This window comes from Streptomyces blattellae (assembly GCF_009709555.1).
GTDB classification, from domain to species: domain Bacteria; phylum Actinomycetota; class Actinomycetes; order Streptomycetales; family Streptomycetaceae; genus Streptomyces; species Streptomyces blattellae.
In genome coordinates this window covers 59,285-74,384 of the sequence record NZ_WJBG01000150.1, presented here as the reverse complement: position 1 = coordinate 74,384, position 15,100 = coordinate 59,285, and the positions used below count along the sequence as shown (strand labels likewise).

The following is a 15,100-nucleotide window of genomic DNA, read 5'->3' as shown; positions in this document are numbered from 1 at the left end:
TTCCACGTCACGGACCGCTCACCTGCGGAAACGTCTCAATCCCGGACCTTGCGTCAGCCCTGCCAGCCCCACACGTTCAACGGCACCCGCTTGATACCGCAGGGCTCCATCGTCAATGTCTCCCAAGACGGTATTTCCGGCTGACTCGTCCTGAACAACCAGGCCGGTTCAGAATCTTATCGAGGGGATTCTCCAGCCCGGACTGGAGTTTCGGCACGGTACACTTGCCGCGGTTCAACGCCGGGCGGTTCAGCGTGCGCGGGCGAATTCAGCAGGGGAGAGCATCATCATGGCGAGGCTGACGCGAGAGCAGAGTCAGGCGCTCACGCGGGAGAAGCTCCTGAACGCAGCACGGGACGTGGTCGCACGGGAGGGCTACGAAGGCGCCTCGGTCGAACGCATCGCGGACGAGGCCGGCTTCTCGAAAGGCGCCTTCTACTCCAACTTCTCCTCCAAACAGGACGTCCTCCTGCAACTCCTCGAAGGCAACACAGGGCGCGACGTCGAGGAACTCTCCGACCTGCTGCGCGACGTCACCGACCCGGACGCCGTTATCGAAATCGTCGCCCACTGGTCGGACACACGTGCCGCGGAACAAAAATGGGGAATCATCGCCATCGAATTCCTGCGCCGCGCGCAGCGTGACGGAAATCTGGGAATGCGGCAGCGCCGACTGTTCGTGACCCAGTGGGAGGAAATCGGAAGGCTCCTGCTCGACAAGCTCGCCCTGGGGCGCGACGGGAGAATCAGCGCACTCGACATGGGCGGAATCGTCCTCGAACTCACCTATGGCGGTATCTCGGGATTCCTCCGCGCCAACACCGCCGGGCAGATGGTGCGCCACGTGCTCAGGTCGTTCCGCGACTCGGTCCGGCCGACGCAAGGAAGTTGACGGTCACGGCGTTCCGACGGCGCGGGGTCCGCCAGCCGGACAGCACCGGCTCGATGACGGCGAGGCGGGACCGATGAGCGTCAGAGTGGGGCGAGGCGGGCCTTGAGCAGGCAGAACTCATTGCCCTCGGGGTCGGCCAGGACATGCCACTGCTCTTCCCCGGTCTGGCCGATGTCGGCCCGGCGGGCACCGAGCTTGAGGAGGCGTTCGAGTTCGGCGTCCTGATCGCGGTCGGTGGCGTTGACGTCGATGTGCAGCCGGGATTTCCCCCTCTCCGGTTCATCCCTGCGACTGAGGATGATCGTCGGCTGCGGACCGCCGAACCCTTCGCGCGGCCCGATCTCCAGCGTGCCGTCGTCCTCGCGATCGAGTACGACGAAGTCCAGGACCTCGCACCAGAACCGCGCCAGCACCTCAGGGTCGCGGCAACCGAGCACGAGTTCACTGATACGACATGCCATTGACGAACCTGCTCCCGGCCTGAGAACTGCAGGGCAGGCCACACGCGAACCGCACGGCTCCCAGCAGCGAAAACGATCCCATGATCGTAGCGGGCGAGGCGAGCGCAAGTGCAGTGATTTCACGGCCGCCCCTCTCCGGGCAGCCGATCACGCAGTGGCCTGAGGTGTGCTCGCGCAGGCGGCGGAGGGAGTTCCGTCAGGCCGTACTCCGGAAAGCCCATCGGAGCAGTCGCAGGCGAAACCGCGCCGGCAACTCCTCCTGGAACAGTGCTGCGTCCATCGGCTTCGACGTGACACCCACCAGGTGCGCCAGCGTCTTCGACCCGTCCGCGCGGGGTACCTGACCGGACCGGCGCCGGCGCGTGAGCAGCATGCCGAGCCGGTGGACCTCAAGGTGGAGGATCCGGTGGAGGCGGTGCGGGACATGACCGGCGGCGTCGGCGTCGGCGTCGGCGTGGATCGGGTGATCGAGGCGGTCGGCGTCGACGGGCCACGCGGAAACCGCCTGCGGGCGGCCCGGCCGCGGAGGCGCCGGCCGACGAGGAGGCCGAGTTCGACGCCGAGTGCGCTCTCACGACGCCGGTGCGGAACCCGGCGCCCACCGCCACCGCACCTGGCTGCCCGGCGACGTGCCGAGCCTGGCCCTGCGCCGGTCCGTGCAGCTCTCCGCCAAGGCCGGGGGCAACCGCAACCACCGCCGCTACCTCCCCCGCCTCGTGGACATGGTCGCCTCCGGAGTGCTCGCCCCGGACACCGCTGATCACCTGGTGGTTGGCCCCATCTCGCCCTCGCCGAACCTGCCGCGCGGCGGCGTGCCGGTCGCTCGCACGTCCCGCGTTCCGAGCAACGCCCTCACGCGGCGGGTGGCTGGTGGGCGGCTGCCGCGTGTCCCTCCTTGTCCTCCGGGCACTCGGCCCGTGAACAGGGAAGAACGAGGAGGAATTGTGCAGCTTTCATTTCTGGCGCCACTGTTCGACCGTCGCGGCCCATGGGCCACCGTGTACTACGACCCCGCTCAGAATGACGAGTCGGGGGCCAAACGGCGCGAGCTGTCCGTGCGGGAGGCCTGTCGGAACCTGGAGGAGGAAGGCGCCGACGCGGCGACCGTGCAGGCGGTGCGCGAGGCACTGACGGACATCCGGCCCGCGGACGCTCCGGCCGGGCTGGCGATGTTCGCCGCCGGAGGAGAGGTGGTGCTCAGCGTTCCGCTCTCCCGGCCGCCGCAGCGGCAGATCGTCTGCTGGGCCGCCCTGCCCCGCCTGACACCGCTGCTGGAGCTCTCCGGCCAGGACCCGGTCTGCCTGGTGGCCTACATCGACCGGACCGGCGCCGACTTCGAACTGCGCGGGGCAGTCGGCCCGCAGGACGCCGGGCGGGTTCAGGGCCGGCAATGGCCGGTGCACCGTACGGCCTCGTCGGACTGGTCGGAGCGGCACTTCCAGCTGAGGGTCGAGAACACCTGGGAGCGCAACGCCGGTGAGATCGCCGAAGCGCTGAGTTCGGCGTACGCGGAGTCCGGCGCCGACCTGGTCGTGCTGGTCGGCGACCCGCGCGAGCGGCCTGCCGTGCGGGACGCGTTGCCCGAGGCCGTTCGGGAGTCCGCGGTCGAAACGGGGCATGGTGGCCATGCCGCCGGCTCCTTCTCTCTCGCGCTGGAAGAAGCCGTCGAGCATGCCCGCCAGGAGTACACCCGGCGTCGCATCGAGCAGGCGCTCGACCGCTTCCGTGCCGGACGGAGCGGCACCGGCGGTCCGGCGGACGCCGTGGAGGGTGTCCCGGCCCTGGTGGAGGCCGTCAGGGAGCACCGTATCGACACGCTGCTCATCCGTGCCGACGGAGCGGATCTCGGCCGTGAGACCTGGGCGGGTGCCGACGCCGGTCAAGTGGCGGTGCGCCGCACCGATGCGCAGATCCTGGGTGAGGGCGATCCGTTCCCGGTGCGCGCCGACGACGCACTGCTGCGGACGGCCGCGGTGACCGCCGCCGACGTGCTGATCATTCCCCCTTCGGACGGCGAGGGCAGGGACGTCCCGGCGGGCGGCCTCGGCGCCCTGCTGCGATGGACGTACGCCTCGGCCGGCTGAGGGCCGGCTGAGTGCCTTGCCTGCGGCGCAAACCGACGATCACCGGCACCGGCACCCAGCCCGGCTGATCACCATGGCGATGAGCCGGCAGCGACTACCCCTGCTACCAGGTTTTCGTCGGAGTGATCGGGTAACCCGGCGCACATGCGCAATCCCCTGTCGAAGATCGAAGTCCTGGAGGACGCCGACCGGCTCGACCGTATCGCGAGCCCCGTACGGACGGGCGTCCACGCTCTCCCCCTCGGGCCCTTGCGGGACGCGTTGCGCGGCCGTTGGCAGGGCCACCCCCTGCATCCCGTGTTGGTGCAGACCCCCATCGGGGCCTGGGCGTCCGCAGCGCTGCTCGATCTGAGCCGCGGCAATGAGCGCGCGGCCCGGCTGCTGGTCGCCGCCGGGCTCGCCACCGCCGCTCCGGCCGCTCTGGCGGGAGCCGTGGATTTCGCGGACCAGCTTCCCGAGCAGGAGCGCGTGGGCGTGGTGCACGCGGCGGCGAACACCGCGGCCGTCGCCCTCTACGCCGCCTCCCTCGCCGCCCGCAACAAGGGCCGGAGCGGCCGGCTGCTCGGCTTCGCCGGACTCACGGCCGCCACGGCCGGCGGGTTCCTCGGCGGCCACATGGCATACCGGCAGGCCGCGGGGGTGAACCACGGCCAGCCCGTGCCCCATCTGATCGACGCGGGCTGGCATGCGGTCGGCGCCCCGGAGGAGTTCCCGCGGGGGAGCGCCGTCCGGCGGATGGTCGGCGAGGTCCCCGTGCTGGTCGTGCGGGATTCCGACAGTCCGGGGGAGGTGCACGCGCTGGCGGACCGGTGCGCCCATCTCTCGGGCCCCCTGTCGGAGGGCGAGATCAGCGACGGATGCGTGACCTGTCCCTGGCACGGCAGCACGTTCCGGCTCGCGGACGGCGCCTGCGTGGCCGGACCGTCCACGGCACCGCAGCCCGCCTTCGACGTACGCCTCAGCGACGGCCTGGTCGAGGTCCGGCTACGGCAGGGCCAGGCGCATTGAACGGCGCGGGGTACCGCGCGGTGACCGGCTGGCCCCGCGCCGTGGACGGCCTGCGGCCTGCGGTCACTGGCCGGTCTTCTGCGGTGGTCGGCTTGTGGCCTGCGGTGACCGGTCGGTCTTCTGCGGTGGTCGGCCCGCTGCCTGCGGTGACCGGTCGGTCCTCTGCGGTGGTCGGCCTGCTGCCCGCGGTGACCGGTCGGCCCTCTGCCGTGACCCGCCGGCCCCCCGCCGCGACCAGGCAGCCACCTCATGAACCCGACCCGCCGGCCACCCGGCCAGCCGAGGGAGAACCGTCATGACCACGCATGAACACCGTCCCGCCGACGACGCCAAGCAGCGGCAGCGCGACGCGCACCGCGCCCCCGACCCTGCCGGTGGCCCGCTCACCACGGACCAGGGAGTGGTGGTCGACCACACCGACGACTCGCTCCAGGCGGGCGAGCGCGGACCCACGCTGATGGAGGACTTCCACTTCCGGGAGAAGCTGACCCGCTTCGACCACGAGCGGATCCCGGAGCGAGTGGTGCATGCCCGAGGGGCCGGAGCGTACGGCTACTTCCAGCCGTACCACTCGTGTGCGGAGTTCACCAAGGCCGCGTTCCTCCAGGATCCGTCCGTGCGGACGCCGGTGTTCGTGCGCTTCTCCACGGTGCAGGGCCCGCGCGGCTCGGCGGACACGGTGCGCGACGTCCGCGGCTTTGCGACCAAGTTCTATACGTCGGAGGGCAATTACGACCTAGTCGGGAACAATATGCCGGTCTTCTTCATCCAGGACGGCATCAAGTTCCCCGACTTCGTGCACGCCGTGAAGCCGGAACCGCACAACGAGATCCCCACGGGCGCGTCCGCGCACGACACCCTCTGGGACTTCGTCTCCCTCCAGCCCGAGACCCTGCACATGATGATGTGGCTGATGTCCGACCGCGCCATTCCGCGCAGCTACCGGACGATGCAGGGCTTCGGCGTGCACACGTTCCGGTTCGTGGACGCCGCGGGCAGGGGCACCTTCGTGAAGTTCCACTGGACGCCCGTGCTGGGCGTGCACTCGCTGGTGTGGGACGAAGCGCAGGAGACGCAGGGCAGGGACCCGGACTTCAACCGCCGTGACCTGTGGGACAACATCGCAGCCGGCGACTACCCCCAGTACGAGCTGGGCGTGCAGCTGGTGCCGGAAGAGGACGAGCACGCCTTCGACTTCGACCTCCTGGACGCCACGAAGATCATCCCGGAGGAGCAGATCCCCGTCCGGCCCATCGGGCGCATGGTCCTCGACCGCAACCCGGAGAATTTCTTCGCCGAGACCGAACAGGTCGCCTTCCACACGGCCAACGTCGTGCCGGGCATCGACTTCACCAACGACCCGCTGCTCCAGGCCCGCAACTTCTCCTACCTGGACACCCAGCTGATCCGGCTGGGCGGCCCCAACTTCGCCCAGATCCCGGTCAACCGGCCGGTCGTGGACGTACGCACCAACCAGCGGGACGGCTTCCACCAGGGACAGATACACAGCGGCACCAGCTACAGCCCCAACTCCCTGAGCGGCGGCTGCCCGGTGCTCGCCGGGGCGGCCGACCCGAGCGCGTACAGCCATCTCCAGGAGCGGGTCGACGGCAACAAGATCCGCAAACGCAGCGAGAGCTTCAAGGACCACTACACCCAGGCGGCGCTGTTCTTCCTGAGCATGTCCGACTGGGAGAGGCAGCACATCGTCGACGCTTTCCGATTCGAACTCGGCAAGGTCGGGTCGGCGCAGGTACGTGAGCGGACCGTCGGGCAACTGGGCCATGTGCACCACGGGCTGGCCGCCGCCGTGGCCGAGGGCATCGGTGTCGAGCCGCCCGAGAAGGAGGACACCCCGCAGCCGGAACCCTCCCCCGCGCTGAGCATGACGAGCGAGAAACTCCGCGGCGACGGCAGTATCCGCACCCGGCAGGTCGCGGTCCTGGTCGCCGACGGCGTGGACGCGGCCCAGGTCGGCGCCGTGCGGGAGGTTCTGGAGGACGGCGGTGCGATCGTCGAGGAACTGGCCTTCCACGACGGCACGGTGCGTGACAGCAACGACGGCCGGCATCAGGTCGACCGGGCGCTGCCCACGGTCGCGTCCGTGCTCTACGACGCGGTGGTCGTACCGGGCGGCCCGCCCGGCGCGCGCGAACTCGCCGGCGACGCGACAGTGCAGCGGTTCGTACGGGACGCCTACCGGCACGGCAAGCCGGTCGGTGCGCTGGGCAGCGGTGTCGACCTGGTGGCCATGCTGGAACCGGACGGCCTGCGGCTCGCCGGCGACGGCGACAGCACCGTGGCCGACCGCGGCGTGGTCACCGAGACGTCCACCGGTCCGGCCAGCGAGGTGTTCCTGTCGCAGCTGACCGCCGCGATCGCCGCCCACCGCCACTGGGACCGACCGCCGGTACGCCGCTGAACACCGACCGCCGGTACACCGCTGACCACCGGCGTCGGCGACGGTGCCCACCGGCCCTGCTCGTCCCCCGAATCCGCCGCGATCTTCAACACCACCGGCCGCACGCCCCTGCCCCGAGGAACCGAGGAACCGAGGAACCCGAGGAACCCGAGGAACCCGAGGAAGGAGTCGAGCGTCACCGTGTGGCACTCACTCACCTGGGAAGCCACAGCCGTCTGCCGCTCGATCCGCAGGTGCGTCACCGCGCCCGGGCCCGAGCGCTACACCGCCGTGCAGTCCCTCAAGGCGGCCGGGGCCGCGCTGCTGGCCTGGGCACTGGCCGGCTGGTGGTGGAACGCGCCGATGGCCCTCCTGGCGCCATGGACCGCGCTGTTCCTGGTGCAGAGCACCGTCTACCGCTCGCTGCTGTCCGCGTTGCAGCAATTCGTGGTGGTCGTCGCGGGAACGCTGCTCGCCGCCGGCGCGGGGGCGCTCACCCACAACACCATGGCCGCGATGTCGGTGGCCCTGCCCCTGACGGTCCTGCTGGGCAACTACACCCGGTTCGGTTCTCAGGGCCTGTACGCACCCACCGCCGCACTGTTCGTTCTCGCCTACGGGTCGTACGCCGGGTTCGACATCCTGCACCGCCTCCTGGAGACCCTGCTCGGAGCTGCCATCGGGGTGTGCGTGAACGCCCTGGTGCTGCCGCCGGTCCATGCCGACCGTGTCCGCCATCTGCGCAACCGGCTCCCGCGGGACTGTGCCGCGTTGCTGCGCACGATCGCCGACGGCATCGAGGGGCTGTACGACGACGACCGCGTGCGGGGCTGGTATGACAGGGCCGTGCGACTGACCGACGTGGTGGCGGAGTTGCGGGACGCGCGACGCTGGTCGGACGAGAGCTACCGCTTCAACCCGGGGCACAAGCTGCGCCGGACCGTTGCCACACCGCCGTCGGCCGACTGGGACCTCACCTGGGACCGGATCACCGAACACATCAGAGCGACGATCCGTACGCTGCACGACGCCGCCACGCTTCCGGACTGCGTACCGGGCCTCCTCGCGTCCCTCATGCGGTCGGCCGGCGACGTGCTCGCTCCCGACGCCCCCGGCGCCCCCGGCGACCGCGCCCGCGCGCTGGACGAGGCGACCGCCGCCCACCGGCGTCTGACCGCCGTACTCGCGGACGGCCGCTACGAGACCACCCCGGCTCTGGGCGGTCTGACCCTGGACACGCAACGGCTCCTCGACGACCTCGCCACCGTCACCACCACCACCGCTGTCAGGGCTCAGAGCGCGCCGCGCCCGCGGACGGCCGGGCGGGAGTCCTGAACAACGGCGGCGGCGCGAGTGGAGGGGAAGGCTCAGCCCACTTTGCGGCCCTGGAGGGGTGCTGTCTCCGCGCCGGCCCCCCGTTGCATCCCTTGGAGGAACTCCTCCAGCACCTCAACGGCCGTCCGCTCCGGCTGCCAGTGAAGTTCGGTGCGGGCCCGGGAGCAGTCCATGAGGGGGAGGCGCAGCACGGCGTCGAAGAGGTGGGGTGAGGCGGGCAGCAGATGCAGGCCCCATGCGGCCGCGATGGCGGAACGCGCTGCCGGGCGTGGGAGACGCAGCGGACGGGCTCCGAGCATCTCGCCCAGCACCTCCGCGTCGACGGAGGGCTCGGCCGCCAGGTTGAACGCGCCGCGAAGGTGACTGTGCACCGCAAGCCGGTAGGCCTGCGCCGCGTCGTCGGTGTGCAGCGCCTGGACCCGCAGGCCCGGGATGTCGGGGAGGAAGGGCAGCAGCTCCGGACGCGCCAGCGGCCCCGGCAGGAAGCGGCCGCCGAAGATGCGGCGCTGCTCGCTCGCCGACTCCCGCTTGAAGAGGAAGGCGGGACGCATCCGTACGACCCGGATCCCCGAGTGCTCCTGCTCGAAGGAGTCGAGCGCGCGCTCCAGGTAGGCCTTCTCACGGCAGTAGGCAGCGTCCGGCCACCCATGAGTCGGCCACGACTCATCCACCGCGCGGTCCTTGGGACCCGGCGAGTACGCCCCGACGGACGAGGCATGGACCAGCGTCGGCACCTTCGCCGCCGCCACGGCCTCGAACACCCGGATACTGCCGAGCACGTTGGTGCGCCAGGTCGCCGCCGGATCGTGGGTGGGCTGGAAGGCCCAGGCCAGATGGACCACGGCAGCGGCGCCGTCGAACTCCTCGACCAGGTCCGCGTCCTCGGAGGCCAGGTCCACCGCGGACCACTCGGTCTTGGCGGGCGACCAGTCCGGAATCCGGCGGGCCAGGCCGCGAACGGATCCGACCTCCGGATCCTCCGCGAGCAGGCGTACCAGACTGCTGCCCACATTGCCGGTGGCTCCCGTGACGACGATCTTGCCGCCGGATTCGCTCCTCACGGCCGGCTCCTTTCGAAGAAGGGCTGATCCATACGTCATGGACGTGCCCGCACCGAGTACCCGGCGGCCGGGGATGCACGCGAGGGAAGGTCACCACACGGTTCACGGCAGTGGGAGTGTGTGTTTGCCCGGACAGCCCTGGGGCACTCGTGCCGTGGCTGAGCGGCCGTGGGAACGAGGCCGTGGACGCGGTGGGACCCGTGTCCACGGCCTCCCCCGTCTCCGTTCGGCGCCATGGCGACGATCAGGTTTGGCACCGCGGGCACCAGACCGTACGGCGTCCCGCCACGCGACCCGAACGCAGGGAATCGCCGCAACGCGGACACTGCGGCTCACTGTCGTCCCTGCGCCCGGTGAGCCAGGAGCGGCGCGGCGGCACACGCCCGGCACGCACGGATGTCGTCAGGACACGACCCATTGCCGCGTGGATACGCCGAAGTGACTTCTCGCTCAGATTCCGTACCGGAATCCGCGGGGCGACATGAGACCGCCAGAGGATCTCGTCGCACAGGAGATTTCCGAGGCCCGCGATGACGGACTGGTCCATCAGCGCACCCTTGACGGCACCCCGTCGTCCCGACAGCAGTTCCAAGAACTCTTCCCGGCTCACGGCCCGGGCGTCCGGGCCGAGGCCGTCCAGAATCCGGTCCACGGCGGTGTCGTCGGCCAACTGAACGCCCTGCAGCTTTCGTTGGTCGCGATAGCAGAGATTCCGGGCACCGTCGAGTGTCAGGACGAGGCGGTCATGCGCTTCGATCGGTTCCTCCCGAGCACAACACCGCAGCGACCCTGTCATGCCGAAATGAAAGACGAGCGTCGGAGCACCGTCCGTGGGCACGAAAAGCCATTTTCCGTGACGCCACGCCGTCCCAAGACGCGCCCCCTTCAATTCCGTCCGGAGTCGTTCCTCGGTGACACCCCGCAGAATTCCGGCGTCCCGCACATCGATGTCCGTGACGGATCGCCGGCTCCCGCAACTGAGCAGGACCTGGCGGAATCCTTCGACATCCGGGAGCTCAGGCACGATTCCTCTCCGGCTTTCCGTGGCGTGATGACGACGCTACCGCCCCTGATGACCACGCGCCCTCGCACGGGCCGCCGCACTGGGCGCCGCGACCGGGGCGAGCGAGCGCACGCTCAGTCGGCTCTTCCGCCGCGAGTTCGGCATGACCTTCCCGCAGCGGCGCACCCAGTCGCGCCTCGGCCACGCCCTGCGGACGCCGGCCGACGGCACGTCCGTCACCACGGTCGCCCACTGCTGCGGCTGGTCCTCCGCCAGCGTGTGCATCGACGTCTTCCGCCGCCCGTTCGGCTACACGCCCCGGCAGGCGCAACCGCCCTTCGCGGAGCCGCCTTTCGAGGCCCGCCCCCCTTCAGGAAAAGCCAGGCGACCGCGCTACCCTCCAGTGATCGCGCGCAGAATCACATAAGGGGCTCACGATGAGCGGACGCATAGGTGTCGGCGACAAGGCCGAGGACTTCGAGCTGGCGGACGAGACCGGCACCCGCCGCAGACTGTCGGAACTGCTTGCCGACGGACCGGTGGTGCTGTTCTTCTACCCCGCCGCCCTCACTCCGGGCTGCACTGCCGAGGCCTGCCACTTCCGGGACCTGGCCGCCGAGTTCGCCGCAGTCGGCGCCCGCCCGGTCGGGATCAGCGGGGACACCGTCGAACGCCAGCAGGAGTTCGCCGAGCGCCACACCCTGGGCATGCCGCTGCTGTCCGACGTCGACGGGACCGTCCGGGAACAGTTCGGCGTGAAGCGCGGATTTTCCTTGATCCCCACCAAGCGCGTCACCTACGTCATCGCCGAGGACCGTACGGTCCTGGAGGCCGTCCACAGCGAACTGCGCATGAACACCCACGCCGACCGCGCCCTCGCCGCGCTGCGCGCCCACCGGAAGTGACCCCGGCCCCGCACAGGGCCCCGGGCGCCGGTTGATACAGCCCCACAAGAGGGCCATTCTGGACAACATGGAGCAGGCCTCCGCCACGCTGATCATCGATGCCTCGGGTGTCGTAACGGGGTGGAGCGAGGGCGCCCGGCAGCTGACCGGATACCCGGCCGAGGAGGCCGTGGGACGGGCGGCGCGCGATCTGCTCGCTGAAGATCCGTCGCCGGAGTCCCGGGCCACGCTGTCCGGTCCCGTGGTCCTGCGTCACCGTGACGGCTCCACCGTGGCGGTCCCCGTCGAGGCGACCGCCGTGCTGGGCCCGGACGGCGCACCCGGCGGATATGTGATCACCGCCCGGTCCGGCGGCCCCGAACCCACCCTGGCGGGACAGGCCTTCCAGCAGGCCTCCATGTCGATGTCGGTCTTCGACACCGGGCAGTGCTATCTGCGCCTCAACGACACGGCCTGCCGGGTCATGGGAGTGCCGGAGGAGGTGCTGCTGGGCAGGTATTTCCCGGAGACCGTGGAGGACGCCGAGCACAGCCGGGGCTTCCACAGCAATCTGCGCCGCGTCGCCGAGACGGGGCGGCCGGTCCACTCCGAGAGCTTCACGAGCGCGCCCGCCCTCAACCGGGAACACGCCTGGAGCACGGAGATGTGGCCCGTGCGGGACGGCTCCGGGGAGGTCACCGGAGTCGCCCTGGCCGCCTTCGACAGCACCGAGCAGTACTGGGCCCGGCAGCGGCTGGCCATGCTCAACGAGGCGGCCGCCGCCATCGGCACCACCCTGGACGTGGTGCGCACCGCCGAGGAACTCGTGGAACTCCTGGTCCCCGGGTACGCCGACTTCGCCAGCGTGGACCTGCTCGACTGGGTCCTCGGCGCGGACGAGCCCCCGACATCACTGAACCGGCAGATCGTGCTGCGGCGCGTCGCCCACGGCTCCCGTACCGAAGGCACACCGGAGGCGGCCGTACGCCTGGGCGACATGGACGTCTACGCCGGGTACTCGCCGCCCGCCAGGGCGCTGCGGGAGGGGAGGGCGGTCCTCAGCCAGGCGGGCGAGCCGGACTTCATGCGCTGGGTCGCCGAACGCAACACGCGGGCCCCGGCCGGCCGCCCCCACCGCAGAGGCGTCCACTCGGTGCTCGCGGTACCGCTGCGCGCCCGCGGCACCACGCTGGGCGTCGCCGTGGCCGTCCGTATCGCCCACCCCGACGACTACGGCGGCGACGACGCCGTCCTCGCGGAGGAGCTCGCCAGCCGGGCCGCCGTCTGCATCGACAACTCCCGCCGCTTCGCCCGCGAACGCAGCACCGCGCTGGCCCTCCAGCACAGCCTGCTGCCGCGCGGGCTGCCCGGACAGGCGGCGGTCGAGGTGGCCCACCGCTATCTGCCCTCCGGCTCGCTCGCCGGCATCGGCGGCGACTGGTTCGACGTGATCCCGCTGTCCGGCAGCCGGGTCGCCCTGGTCGTCGGCGACGTCGTCGGGCACGGCATCCCGTCGTCGGCGACCATGGGCCGCCTGTGCACGGCCGTCCGCACCCTCGCCGACGTGGACCTGCCGCCGGACGAACTCCTCACCCACCTCGACGACCTGGTCACCCACCTCGCCGCCGGCGACCGCGACGAGGAGGCCGCCGAACTCGGCGCCACCTGCCTGTACGCCGTCTACGACCCCGTCACCCGGCACCTCACCATGGCCGCCGCGGGACACCCCGCGCCCGCCGTGTTCCTCCCCGACGGCACCGCGCGGCTCGTCGAGCTCAACGCCGGGCCCCCGCTCGGGGTCGGCGGGCTGCCCTTCGAGTCGGTGGAGCTGGAACTGCCCGAGGGAGCCGTCGTCGCCCTGTACACCGACGGCCTCATCGAGGACCGGGACCGCGACGTCGACCACGCCACGTCGGAACTGTGCCGGGCGCTGACCGCCCGCACCGACACCCTGGACACGCTATGTGACATAGTACTGAAGGCCGTACTGCCGGAAGAGCCCAGAGACGACGTGGCCCTCCTACTCGCCCGCACCCGCGCGCTGGGCGCCGACCGGGTCGCCACCTGGGACGTGCTTCCGGACCCCGCGCACGTGGCCGTCACCCGGCAGGAGGCCACCGAGCAACTGGCCGCGTGGGGACTGGACGAGGCCGGCTTCGTCACCGAACTCGTCGTCAGCGAACTCGTCACCAACGCCATCCGCTACGGCGAACCGCCCATCCAGCTACGGCTGATCCGCGACCGCACCCTCATCTGCGAGGTCTCCGACGGCAGTTCCACCTCACCGCATCTGCGCCGGGCGCACGCCTACGACGAGGGCGGCCGGGGCCTCCTTCTGGTCGCCCAGCTCACCCAGCGGTGGGGCAGCCGGCAGACGGTCCGCGGCAAGACCATCTGGGCCGAACAGCCACTGCCGCCGCTGCCACCGCTCTGATCACTCGAACGAACAACCCGGATTCGCCGCGTCCTGCGAGAACGGCGCCCCGTGCGGCAGGACGTACAGCACGTCGAGGACGACCGCCGTGTCGCCCAGATTGCGGCCGATGTGGATGTTGCCCGCCCCGGCCGGTTCCTGAATGGTGCTCCCCTTCGGATACACGCCGTCGGACGCGCAGGTGGAGTCGTAGTGGCTGAGCGTGCCCTGCTGCACGAAGGCGTACAGCGGACCGTCGTGGTAGTGCCAGCCGGTCGCCTGCCCGGGCGGGATGGTGATCTCCCGCAGGATGTAGTCGGTGCCGCCGACCGTGGTCTGGGTGATCACCCGCCCGGTGACTCCCGGACCGGGCGGGGTCGCCATGGCGGTGCCACAGGTCGCGAAGGTGGTGGCGGCGACCGCCCCGGTCATGGCGGTACGGAGGAACATGCGCATGGGAACGGCCTCCCGGCGTGAGCGGACGATCGGCGATGTACCGCCCTGAACATAGAGGCAGAGAAGGCCAGTTGGGGGCTGAATCCGGTTAGCGGGCAGCTGAGGCGATCACGGAGCGGAGGAGAACGCCCGCCTGCCCACCCCGAACCGCTCGTGTCCCTACAGGCTGCACCGGACGACTTCCGCCGGCGCGGACAGCCGCTGCCGACTGCACCACCTACCTACCTACCTACCTACCTACCTACCTACCTACCTACCTACCTACCTACCTGGCTCGGCTCGCTGGTCATCCGCCAGGTCCGTTCAGCCTGCCGGAGCGGTCCCCGCAGAACGGACGCCTACCCCTTTTCCGCTCTCAGTCGCTGGGCCGCCGTGTCGCCGCGCCGGCCGACCGGCACGACACCCGTTGCGGCACCGAGGCCGTATGCGGGCATGTCGACGTACACCGTCTCGTAGGAGCCTGCCGGGACGATGAACGTCTCGTGCCAGATACCCACGTGACCCTTCCCGGCGCGTGCTCGCCGGTTGAACGCCGTCCATGCGGGACGGTGCTCCTTGTCCTGCTGGTGGGCATACGCGAGAAGCCGTTCCTTGTCGGTCCAGTACTGGACGACGTAGAAGTCTCGGAGGCTGCCGTAAAGCACCTTGTAGCCGAGCAGCCCGCTGCCCTTTTCCTGTGACAGCTCGCGCAGCATTCGTGGCATCGACATGAATGCCGGCAACCAGCTGGAGAATGCTCGCAGCCGGTTGATTCGTAGCCCGATGTGGAAGACGACGACATCGCCTTCGGCGGCGGCGGTGTTGCGACCCGGTACGACTTTCTCGGACATGGTTCTCCCCTGGCCCTTGTAGTGGTTCAGATCACGGCCGGACGAGCGATCGGGACTTCGAACGAATCGCCCAGAAGTGGATCACCAACCCGATACCCCAGCCCAGAATCGACCACAAGGGCCAGAAGAATTGGTCCGGGGTGAGAATCCCCCACAGCACCACCTGGGCAAGATTGGCGATGATGTACCAGAAAAGGTGGATCAGCAGGCCCCACCTCATGGCCTTTTCGCTCTTGTGCATTTTCCCTCCCGCGGATCGTCGGATCGATGCA

The 15,100-nt window shown here is 70.4% G+C and carries 13 protein-coding genes and 1 pseudogene; 8 read left to right on the top strand and 6 right to left on the bottom strand.

The genetic code is table 11. From position 1 onward, the window contains the following. The first annotated feature begins 289 nt into the window (after window positions 1-289). Window positions 290-892 (top strand): TetR/AcrR family transcriptional regulator, encoded by a 603-nt coding sequence (locus GFH49_RS17440; protein ID WP_155056813.1) that lies wholly within the window; start codon window positions 290-292, stop codon window positions 890-892. A gap of 80 nt (window positions 893-972) precedes the next feature. On the opposite strand, the gene GFH49_RS17435 is transcribed toward GFH49_RS17440, so the two are convergent. After that, window positions 973-1,353, bottom strand: a complete 381-nt coding sequence (locus GFH49_RS17435; protein WP_155056812.1) for a VOC family protein — start codon at window positions 1,351-1,353, stop codon at window positions 973-975. A 563-nt stretch (window positions 1,354-1,916) separates the two neighbouring features. Between GFH49_RS17435 and GFH49_RS17430 the strand changes: the two genes are divergently transcribed. From GFH49_RS17430 to GFH49_RS17415, 4 genes are all read left to right on the top strand, one after another. After that, window positions 1,917-3,437 (top strand): baeRF2 domain-containing protein, encoded by a 1,521-nt coding sequence (locus GFH49_RS17430; protein WP_328288283.1) that lies wholly within the window; start codon window positions 1,917-1,919, stop codon window positions 3,435-3,437. A gap of 144 nt (window positions 3,438-3,581) precedes the next feature. Further along, window positions 3,582-4,445 carry a Rieske (2Fe-2S) protein gene (locus tag GFH49_RS17425; protein WP_155056811.1) on the top strand — a complete coding sequence of 288 codons (864 nt, stop codon included), beginning with the start codon at window positions 3,582-3,584 and terminating at the stop codon, window positions 4,443-4,445. Between the two features lie 295 nt (window positions 4,446-4,740). Beyond that, entirely contained in the window at window positions 4,741-6,867 is a 2,127-nt protein-coding gene (locus GFH49_RS17420; protein ID WP_155056810.1) for a catalase, read from the top strand. Between the two features lie 180 nt (window positions 6,868-7,047). After that, window positions 7,048-8,181 carry an FUSC family protein gene (locus tag GFH49_RS17415; RefSeq protein WP_155056809.1) on the top strand — a complete coding sequence of 378 codons (1,134 nt, stop codon included), beginning with the start codon at window positions 7,048-7,050 and terminating at the stop codon, window positions 8,179-8,181. Between the two features lie 32 nt (window positions 8,182-8,213). On the opposite strand, the gene GFH49_RS17410 is transcribed toward GFH49_RS17415, so the two are convergent. Both GFH49_RS17410 and GFH49_RS17405 read right to left on the bottom strand, forming a co-directional pair. Further along, window positions 8,214-9,281: an SDR family oxidoreductase gene (locus tag GFH49_RS17410; protein ID WP_408055919.1), complete on the bottom strand. Its 1,068-nt coding sequence runs from the start codon at window positions 9,279-9,281 to the stop codon at window positions 8,214-8,216. A gap of 205 nt (window positions 9,282-9,486) precedes the next feature. After that, a complete protein-coding gene (locus tag GFH49_RS17405) occupies window positions 9,487-10,266 on the bottom strand; it encodes an Fpg/Nei family DNA glycosylase (RefSeq protein ID WP_155056807.1) in 780 nt (259 codons plus the stop codon). A 73-nt stretch (window positions 10,267-10,339) separates the two neighbouring features. Here GFH49_RS17405 and GFH49_RS17400 point away from each other — a divergent pair. From GFH49_RS17400 to GFH49_RS17390, 3 genes and pseudogenes are all read left to right on the top strand, one after another. After that, window positions 10,340-10,672, top strand: a pseudogene (locus GFH49_RS17400) (helix-turn-helix transcriptional regulator); the annotation flags it as partial. Window positions 10,673-10,682: 10 nt separating this feature from the next. Continuing rightward, window positions 10,683-11,150 carry a peroxiredoxin gene (locus GFH49_RS17395; RefSeq protein ID WP_155056806.1) on the top strand — a complete coding sequence of 156 codons (468 nt, stop codon included), beginning with the start codon at window positions 10,683-10,685 and terminating at the stop codon, window positions 11,148-11,150. 55 nt (window positions 11,151-11,205) lie between these two features. Further along, complete coding sequence (locus GFH49_RS17390; RefSeq protein ID WP_268867506.1) at window positions 11,206-13,563, top strand: SpoIIE family protein phosphatase; 2,358 nt, start codon at window positions 11,206-11,208, stop codon at window positions 13,561-13,563. Here the strand turns inward: GFH49_RS17390 and GFH49_RS17385 are convergent, their stop codons facing one another. The 3 genes from GFH49_RS17385 to GFH49_RS17375 all read right to left on the bottom strand — a co-directional run bounded on the left by GFH49_RS17385 (window position 13,564) and on the right by GFH49_RS17375 (window position 15,069). Further along, window positions 13,564-13,998 (bottom strand): cupin domain-containing protein, encoded by a 435-nt coding sequence (locus GFH49_RS17385; RefSeq protein ID WP_155056804.1) that lies wholly within the window; start codon window positions 13,996-13,998, stop codon window positions 13,564-13,566. A 338-nt stretch (window positions 13,999-14,336) separates the two neighbouring features. Continuing rightward, window positions 14,337-14,828: a DUF4188 domain-containing protein gene (locus GFH49_RS17380; RefSeq protein ID WP_155056803.1), complete on the bottom strand. Its 492-nt coding sequence runs from the start codon at window positions 14,826-14,828 to the stop codon at window positions 14,337-14,339. 31 nt (window positions 14,829-14,859) lie between these two features. After that, window positions 14,860-15,069, bottom strand: a complete 210-nt coding sequence (locus GFH49_RS17375; RefSeq protein WP_155056802.1) for a 2TM domain-containing protein — start codon at window positions 15,067-15,069, stop codon at window positions 14,860-14,862. Between the last annotated feature and the right edge of the window lie 31 nt (window positions 15,070-15,100).

Excerpts from the sequence above, each read along its gene's own strand:
- GFH49_RS17440 (WP_155056813.1), top strand. The coding sequence starts at position 290 with ATGGCGAGGCTGACGCGAGAGCAGAGTCAGGCGCTCACGCGGGAGAAG.
- GFH49_RS17435 (WP_155056812.1), bottom strand. The coding sequence starts at position 1,353 with ATGGCATGTCGTATCAGTGAACTCGTGCTCGGTTGCCGCGACCCTGAG.
- GFH49_RS17425 (WP_155056811.1), top strand. The coding sequence starts at position 3,582 with ATGCGCAATCCCCTGTCGAAGATCGAAGTCCTGGAGGACGCCGACCGG.
- GFH49_RS17420 (WP_155056810.1), top strand. The coding sequence starts at position 4,741 with ATGACCACGCATGAACACCGTCCCGCCGACGACGCCAAGCAGCGGCAG.
- GFH49_RS17410 (WP_408055919.1), bottom strand. The coding sequence starts at position 9,281 with ATGACGTATGGATCAGCCCTTCTTCGAAAGGAGCCGGCCGTGAGGAGC.
- GFH49_RS17395 (WP_155056806.1), top strand. The coding sequence starts at position 10,683 with ATGAGCGGACGCATAGGTGTCGGCGACAAGGCCGAGGACTTCGAGCTG.
- GFH49_RS17385 (WP_155056804.1), bottom strand. The coding sequence starts at position 13,998 with ATGCGCATGTTCCTCCGTACCGCCATGACCGGGGCGGTCGCCGCCACC.
- GFH49_RS17380 (WP_155056803.1), bottom strand. The coding sequence starts at position 14,828 with ATGTCCGAGAAAGTCGTACCGGGTCGCAACACCGCCGCCGCCGAAGGC.
- GFH49_RS17375 (WP_155056802.1), bottom strand. The coding sequence starts at position 15,069 with ATGCACAAGAGCGAAAAGGCCATGAGGTGGGGCCTGCTGATCCACCTT.